Source organism: Micromonospora sp. M51, assembly GCF_018070305.1.
GTDB classification, from domain to species: domain Bacteria; phylum Actinomycetota; class Actinomycetes; order Mycobacteriales; family Micromonosporaceae; genus Micromonospora; species Micromonospora parva.
The window spans coordinates 1-7,746 of the sequence record NZ_JAGPXZ010000244.1; the positions used below are offsets into that span (position 1 = coordinate 1).

The following is a 7,746-nucleotide window of genomic DNA, read 5'->3' on the forward strand; positions in this document are numbered from 1 at the left end:
GACGCTCGGCGTGAACCGTCTGGGCGCGGCTTGCGTGAATCCGGTGGTGGGCGTGACGGCCGTATCGTCGGGGTACATCGCAGCCCGAGCACCGATGTCTGGGGAGGCACAGTGGCGGCACGGTTCGGACGCGACGCGCGGGGCCCGTTGGCGGGCCTGCTGATCGCCGCACTGGTCTCACTCGCCTGCGCCGGCGGTGGGCTGGTCGAGCCGGAGGCCGAGCGCCCCGGAGCGAACCCGCCGGCCGCCTCCCCGGGCCCGAGCACCACCCGGGCCGACAGCACCACCAGCATCGCCGAGTTCGAACAGGACGTCGCCGACGCGCAGGCGGTCGCCGAGCGGTACTGGGCGGCCCAGTTCAAGGAATCGGGGCAGCAGTTCCGACCGATCCGGCAGATCATTCCGTACCAGCGCGACGGCGAGGTGTCCTGCGGTGGGCAGCGGCTGCCCCGCAACAACGCGGTCTACTGCTCGCGGGGCGACTTCATCGCCTACGACGTCGCCTGGTCCGTGGCGGCGTTCCGCCAGGTCGGCGACGCGTTCGTCTTCTACCTGCTCGGGCACGAGTACGCGCACGCCATCCAGGTGCGGCTCGGCATCAACTACAGCTTCACCATCCAGCAGGAACTGCAGGCCGACTGCATGGCCGGGGCGTACCTCGGCGACTCGGTGCGCTCGGGCGCCCTGACCCTCGCCGAGGGCGACCTGGACGAGTTCCGGGAGGGGGTGGCGGCGGTCGGCGACGACCCGGACCAGCCGTGGTTCGCCGAAGGCGCGCACGGCACCGCCGAGCAACGCACCGACATGTTCTTCCGCGGCTACGAGGGTTCCCTGAAGGAGTGCGACCTGGGCTGAGTGGGTTGCCCGGGTCACTCCGACGCCCGTTGCCGCCACCGCAAACGCGCGGTGCTGGCAGGATCGCCGGTGTCGCCCACGACCCTGGAGGCTCCGCTGAGCAGCACCTACCCCGCCGCCGTGCTCTTCGACATGGACGGCACGCTGGTCGACAGCGAGAAGCTGTGGGACGTCGCGTTGCAGGAACTCGCGAAGGAGTACGGCGGGGAGCTCTCCGTCGACGCCCGCCAGTCGATCGTCGGCACCGCCATGGCCGAGTCGATGCGCATCCTGCACGACGACCTGGGGCAGCCCGAACGGGATCCGGAGATCAGCGCGGCGTGGATCAACGCCCGGATCCTGGAGCTGTTCCGCACCGGCCTGCCCTGGCAACCCGGCGCGTTCGAGCTGGTGCACGCGGTCCGCGCGGCGGGAATCCCCACCGCGCTGGTCACCTCCAGCCCCCGGGCGCTGGTCGAGATCGCCCTGGACACCCTCGGCCGGGACAACTTCGACACGGTGGTCGCCGGCGACGAGGTGGTGGCCGCCAAACCGCACCCCGAGCCCTACCTGACCGCCGCCCGGCTGCTGGGTGTGCCGATCGGGCGGTGCGTGGCGATCGAGGACTCACCGACCGGGGTGGCCAGCGCGGTCGCCGCCGGCGCGGCGGTGCTGGCCGTACCGGCGGAGGTGGCGTTGCCGAGCACTGTCGGCGTACGCCAGGTGGAGAGCCTGACCGGCGTGGACCTGGCGTTTCTCGCGGACCTGCTGGCCGACCGGGCCGCAGCCTGACGCACGAAGGGGCCCCCGCGGTGCGGGAGCCCCTTCGATTGCGGCGTCAGTCGTGGGCGATGGCGCCCAGCACGTTGATCCGAGCCGCCCGAACGGCCGGGAGCACCGCGGCCACCACGCCGATGACGGCGGCGAGACCGAGGAACACTCCCATCTGCCCCCAGGGCAGGATCAGGTCGGTGATGCCCTCGTCCTTGAGCGCCTCGACCACCGCGGCGCCGAGACCGGTGCCCACCACCACGCCGAGCAGCGCGCCGAACACCGAGATCACCACCGCCTCCACGGTGATCATCCCCATGGTCTGGGACCGGCGCAGGCCGATCGCCCGCAGCAGACCCAACTCGCGGGTCCGCTCCAGCACCGACAGGGCCAGGGTGTTGATGATGCCCAGCACGGCGATCACGATGGCCAGCGCGAGCAGGATCTGGATCATCGTGAGCAACCCGTCGAGCGAACTCGTCTGCTGCTTGATGAACGCGTCCCGGTCGGCCACCGACACCTCGGGGCTGTCCGCGAGCAACGCCTCGACCTGCGGTTGAACGTCGGAGACCCGGGTGCCCGGTGCCAGCTGGATGAAGCCCTGGATGGGCTGCGGGATGGCGAAGTTCTTCGCCGCCGCCGGAGGCAGCGTCACCGGGTTGGTCAGCTGCGACGACTCGTAGATGCCGCTGACCGTGTAGGTGCGGGCCTCGCCCCGGGTCAGCTGCACCGTCACCGTCGAGCCGACCGACCAGCCACGGGAGGTGGCCGTGTCCGAGCTGGCCAACATCTGCGTCGGCCCGATCCGGTCGATGTCACCGGCGGTCGGCTTCGCCCCGAAGATCTGCCGCAGCGACGCCGGGTCGCTGCTCGCCGCCACCCAGGTGCTCTCGCCGTCGATCTTCGCCATGTCGCCGTACTCGCCGTCGACCAGCTGCACACCGGGCAGGGCCTTGGCCTGGTCCAGCACCCCCGGGTCGAACGACGGCGGACGCGGACCGCCCTGCACGCCGGCGATCACCAGCTCGGCCTTGATGGTGTCCTGGGCGAGCGCGCTGATGCTGCCCTTGGCCGAGTCGAGGATGACAGTGACGCCGGTGACCAGCGCGATGCCGACCATCAGCGCGGCGGCGGTGATCGCCGTGCGGCGCGGGTTGCGCCCGGAGTTGAGCCGGCCCAGCTTGCCCGGCACCGACCAGGAGAAGATCGCGCCCAGCAGGCTCACCACCGGCCGGCTGATCAGCGGGGTCAGCAACGCCACCCCGATGAAGGCGAACAGCACCCCACCGAGGATGGTGGACAGCGTCTGACCGCCGGCGTTGCCGCTGAGCCCGAGGAACAGCAGCACCGCGCCGACGCCGGTGACCAGCGATCCGGCCACGGTGACCTTGGTCAACGGCCGGTCCGGGGTGGCCACGTCCTGCATGGCCGCGATCGGCGGGATCCGCGACGCCCGCAGCGCCGGCAGCAGCGCCGCCACCACGGTGATCACCAGACCGACGGCGAACGCACCGATCACCGCCGCCGCCGGCACGCCGATCCCGGCCAGGGTCAGCCCACCGGCGAACTTGCCGAACAGGAACGCCAGCAGCGCGCCCACCCCGATACCGGCCGCCAGGCCGAGCACCGACGCGATCAACCCCACCGCGATGGCCTCCAGCACCACCGAACCGATGATCTGCCGCCCGCTGGCCCCGATGGCGCGCATCAGCGCCAACTCCCGGGTCCGCTGCGCCACGATGATCGAGAACGTGTTGAGGATCAGGAAGGTGCCCACCAGCAGCGCCACCGCCGCGAAACCGAGCAGGATCTTGTTGAAGAAGGACAGGCCCTCCTTCAGGCCACCCGCGGCGTCCGCGGCCAACTGCTCGCCGGTCTTCACCTCGAAGTCCGCGCCGAGGGCACCGCTCACGTCGTCGCGCAGCGTCTCGTCGGAGACCCCGCCGGCAGCGCGTACGGTGATGTTGCTGAACACATCGGGCTCGCCGAGCATCAGCCGCTGCGCCACCGGAGTGGTGAAGAAGACCTCGTTGGCACCACCGATCGAGTCCCGGTCACCGCTGTAACCGACGACACCGACCAGGGTGAAGTCCCGCTTCTTCGACTCGAACGCGGTGAGCACGCCGACCTTCTGGCCGACCTGCACCTTCGCGGCCGTGGCCAACGCCTTGTTGATGACGATCTCGTCCTCGGCCTGCGGCGCGCGCCCCTCACGCAGCCGCAGCAGCTCGCCCTCGCCGGTCCAGTTCTCGCCCAACTGCGGCGGACCGAACGAGGTCACCACCTTGCCGTTGCTGCCGATGATCCGGGCGCCGTCGGCGGCGACGACACCGGTAGCCGACGCCACCCCCGGCACCTGCGTGACCCGGTCCACCACGGCGGCGGGCAGCGCGGCGGCCGTCTGCTCACCCTCCATCTCGTTGACCTGCACCTTCGGCTTCGCCGCGACGTTCACGTCGACGTCCGAGTAGGCGTCGGCGAAGATCGAGTCGAAGGAGCGACCCAGCGTGTCGGTGAGGACGAACGCGCCGGAGACGAACATCACCCCGAGCACCACCGCCAGGCCGGACAGGATCAGCCGGACCTTGCGGGCCAGCAGACTCTTCAGCGTCGCGCGGAACATCAGTTGCCCACCTCGGCCGGAGTGTCCAGCTTCTTCATGGTGTCCAGCACCGTCTCGGCGGTCGGCTCGATCAGCTCCGAGACGATCTCACCGTCGGCGAGGAAGACCACCCGGTCGGCGTACGCGGCGGCCGTCGGGTCGTGGGTGACCATCACGATGGTCTGGCCGTGCTCGCGCACCGAGTTACGCAGGAAGTTGAGCACCTCCGCGCCGGAGCGTGAGTCCAGGTTGCCGGTCGGCTCGTCCGCGAAGATCACCTCGGGGCGGGAGACCAGCGCCCGCGCGCACGCCACCCGCTGCTGCTGCCCACCGGAGAGCTGCGCCGGCCGGTGGTCCAGTCGATCCTTCAGTCCCACCGTCTCGATCACCGTGTCGTACCAGGCCGGGTCCGGCTTACGCCCGGCGATCGACAGTGGCAGCAGGATGTTCTCCTTGGCGGTCAGCGTCGGCAGCAGGTTGAACTGCTGGAAGATGAAGCCCACCTTGTCGCGGCGCAGCTTCGTCAGCCCCGCGTCGCCCAGCCCGGTGACAGTCGTCTCACCGATCGACACCGTCCCCCGGGTCACCGAGTCCAGACCGGCCAGGCAGTGCATCAGCGTCGACTTGCCGGAACCCGACGGGCCCATGATCGCGGTGAAGCGGCCACGTTCGAACTCGGCGCTGACCCCCCGCAGCGCGATGACCTGAGCCTCGCCGCTGCCGTACACCTTCCACACGTCGTTCGCCCGGGCCGCGGCCTGCGCCTGCTGGCCTACCGTCGCGGTCACGTCATCTACCTCTTCCGTCTGTCCGAAAACGCACGCCGCCCCCCGATGGTCCGGCGCGACCGTTCAATCATCGGTGCTTTCCTCGCCCGTCCCGTCCGACCCTGGGGGGACCCGGTGCGGATTTCCCGCTGCGGGTGCACCCCCATGTCGGATCAGGGTTGCCCCTGACATGACGACCGACAGACCGTTTTTCCCCACCCCCCGGGCGGGCGGCAGCACCAACACTTCCGCCTGACGCCACAGGAGGGTCAACCGAACCGGGCCGTCTCCGGTCACGGTAGGTGACGGCGGCAACGCCAGCCGTCCCCCCACGGAGGGATCTTCGAGTACGCCAGGTGAGGTAGCCGGGCCGGTGCGGGCTACGCCCGGGGGCGGACCAGCCCCGACTCGTACGCCAGCACGACCGCCTGCACCCGGTCGCGCAGCCGCAGCTTGGTCAGCACGTGCCCGACGTGGGTCTTTATGGTGGTCTCGCTCACCGACAGGACCCTCGCGATCTCGGCGTTGGACAACCCCCGGGCGACCTGCACGAGCACCTCACGCTCCCGGTCGGTGAGCGCGTCGAGCGCCGCCGACGGCGTCACCGCCGGGTCGGGCAGCAGCTCCGCGAAGCGGTCCAGCAGTCGCCGCAGAATCCGAGGCGCCACCACCGCGTCGCCCCCGGCGACGGTGCGGATCGCCGCGATCAGGTCCTCGGCCGGCACGTCCTTGGCCAGGAACCCGCTGGCACCGGCCCGCAACGCGCCCACCACGTACTCGTCCAGGTCGAAGGTCGTCAGCACCAGCACCCGTACCGGCAGTCGGGCGTCGACGATCGCCCGGGTCGCCGCCACCCCGTCCATCCGGGGCATCCGGATGTCCATCAGCACGACGTCCGGCAGCAGCCGGCGGGACAACTCCACCGCCTCCACCCCGTCACCGGCCTCGGCCACCACGTCCAGGTCGCTCTCGGCGCCCAGCACCATCCGGAACCCGGTCCGCAGCAGCGGCTGGTCGTCGGCGAGCAGGATCCGCACCGGCCGCGCCGAGGGTGCCCGATCGCTCATCTCGTCTCCCGTCCCGCCGGCCTCGTGGCGCGCACCGGTCATCCTCGCCCACCGGAACCGGTGCGTCGCGGATCACCGTAGAGGCCGGCCGGTCGCCCTGTCCCGACCGATGCGGCGCCGTTGCGGTCGGTTCACCGGCGTCGGGCGCACCCCCGGGGTCGACCGGCGACGCCGCGCCGGGGCAGGCGCGTCGGTCAGCGGGCGCTCACTCGTCGGCGCCCGGCGCCACCGGGGCGGACCGGGAGTCGCGCAGCGGGTCGGCGCTCGCGGCGGCGACCGGGAACGGCGGCGGGGTGCCGCCGAAGCTGGGACACAGCGCCTGGTGGCTGCACCAGTCGCAGAGCCGGCTCGGCCGGGGCCGGAAGTCCTGCCGGGCGGTGGCCTGCTCGATCGCCCGCCACAGCGCCACCACCGTGCGTTCGAAGCGGACCAGCTCGTCGGCGTCCGGGGTGTAGTCCAACACCTCGGCGTCGCGCAGGTAGAGCAGGCGCAGCACCCGCGGCACCACCCCCCGGGTGCGCCACAGCACCAGGGCGTAGAACTTCAGCTGGAACAGCGCCCGCGCCTCGAACGCCTCCCGTGGGGCGCCACCGGTCTTGTAGTCGACCACCCGCAGCGCGCCGTCTGGGGCGACGTCGAGCCGGTCGAGGTAGCCCCGGATCAGCAGCTCCTCGTCGACCACTGCGGAGATCAGGCTCTCGCGTTCGGCCGGCTCCAACCGGGTCGGGTCCTCCACCGCGAAGTAACCCTGCAACAGCCCGGCCGCGGAGCGGAGGAACTCCACCGGGCCGGCCGGCTCCGCGTCGTCGAAGATCCCGGCCAGCTCCGGCTGCTCGGTGACCAGTCGGTCCCACTGGGGGGCCACCAGGTCACCGGCCGCCTCCGGCGTGCGGCCGGTGGCGGGCAGGTCGAACAGACGCTCCAGCACCGCGTGCACCAGCGTGCCCCGGGCCTGCTCGATGGTGGTGCGCTCGGGCAGCCGGTCGATGCTGCGGAACCGGTAGAGCAGCGGGCAGGTCTTGAAATCCGCCGCCCGCGACGGCGACAGCGAGGCCCGCACCGTCGGCGGCGCCTGCGCCGCGGGGGAGGGCTGGGGGGTGGTGACCGATTCCGCCGTCATGTCGGCAAAGGTTAGGGCACCGGTGTGACACCGACCGCCGCCCGCCCCGCACAGCGGCGGTCCGTAGCATCGTGGCGATGGAGCAGACAACCCGGCCGCCGCGCCGACCGGACCGGCGTCTCGGCCTGAACGTCGGACGGGTGTTCGGGGTGCCGTTGCACCTCAACGGCTCGATGGTCCTGCTCGCGGTGCTCATCGCGGTGCTGTACGGCGAGTTCGCCCGCCGGCAACTGGGCCTGCCGCAGCTCAGCGGCTACCTGATCGGCTTCGGGTTCGTCGTGTCGCTGCTCGGTTCGGTGCTGCTGCACGAGCTGGGCCACGCCCTCACCGCCCGCCGGTACGGCATCGGTGTGCGCGGGATCACCCTGGAGCTGCTCGGCGGCTACACCGAGATGGACCGGGACGCCCCGTCGCCCCGCGTCGACCTGCTGGTCTCGCTGGCCGGCCCGGCCGTCTCCGCGGTGCTCGGCGTCCTGGCGGTCGCCGCCACCCTCGCCCTACCCGAGGGGACAGTGGCCCACCAGCTCGCCTTCCAGCTCGCGGTCAGCAACGTCATCGTGGCGCTGTTCAACAGCCTGCCCGGCC

At 71.6% G+C, this 7,746-nt stretch carries 7 protein-coding genes; 3 read left to right on the top strand and 4 right to left on the bottom strand.

Annotation, left to right across the window (positions count from 1 at the left end; genetic code table 11):
* Positions 1-111 precede the first annotated feature (111 nt).
* Positions 112-855 carry a neutral zinc metallopeptidase gene (locus KBX53_RS15185; RefSeq protein WP_030332866.1) on the top strand — a complete coding sequence of 248 codons (744 nt, stop codon included), beginning with the start codon at positions 112-114 and terminating at the stop codon, positions 853-855.
* 120 nt (positions 856-975) lie between these two features.
* Positions 976-1,626: an HAD family phosphatase gene (locus tag KBX53_RS15190; protein WP_030332868.1), complete on the top strand. Its 651-nt coding sequence runs from the start codon at positions 976-978 to the stop codon at positions 1,624-1,626.
* Between the two features lie 46 nt (positions 1,627-1,672).
* On the opposite strand, the gene KBX53_RS15195 is transcribed toward KBX53_RS15190, so the two are convergent.
* From KBX53_RS15195 to KBX53_RS15210, 4 genes are all read right to left on the bottom strand, one after another.
* On the bottom strand, positions 1,673-4,228 hold the full coding sequence (locus KBX53_RS15195) for an ABC transporter permease (protein ID WP_030332870.1): 2,556 nt from the start codon (positions 4,226-4,228) through the stop codon (positions 1,673-1,675).
* The gene (locus tag KBX53_RS15200; protein WP_030332873.1) at positions 4,228-4,995 is read right to left on the bottom strand and encodes an ABC transporter ATP-binding protein; all 768 of its coding nucleotides are present in this window, start codon (positions 4,993-4,995) and stop codon (positions 4,228-4,230) included. Before KBX53_RS15200 ends, KBX53_RS15195 begins: the two co-directional genes overlap by 1 nt.
* Positions 4,996-5,354: 359 nt before the next feature.
* Positions 5,355-6,041 carry a response regulator transcription factor gene (locus KBX53_RS15205; RefSeq protein ID WP_030332874.1) on the bottom strand — a complete coding sequence of 229 codons (687 nt, stop codon included), beginning with the start codon at positions 6,039-6,041 and terminating at the stop codon, positions 5,355-5,357.
* 205 nt (positions 6,042-6,246) lie between these two features.
* The gene (locus KBX53_RS15210) at positions 6,247-7,161 is read right to left on the bottom strand and encodes a PD-(D/E)XK nuclease family protein (protein ID WP_210859934.1); all 915 of its coding nucleotides are present in this window, start codon (positions 7,159-7,161) and stop codon (positions 6,247-6,249) included.
* A gap of 77 nt (positions 7,162-7,238) precedes the next feature.
* Between KBX53_RS15210 and KBX53_RS15215 the strand changes: the two genes are divergently transcribed.
* Positions 7,239-7,746 (top strand): M50 family metallopeptidase (locus KBX53_RS15215; RefSeq protein ID WP_210859936.1); only part of this gene is annotated, 508 nt, incomplete at its 3' end.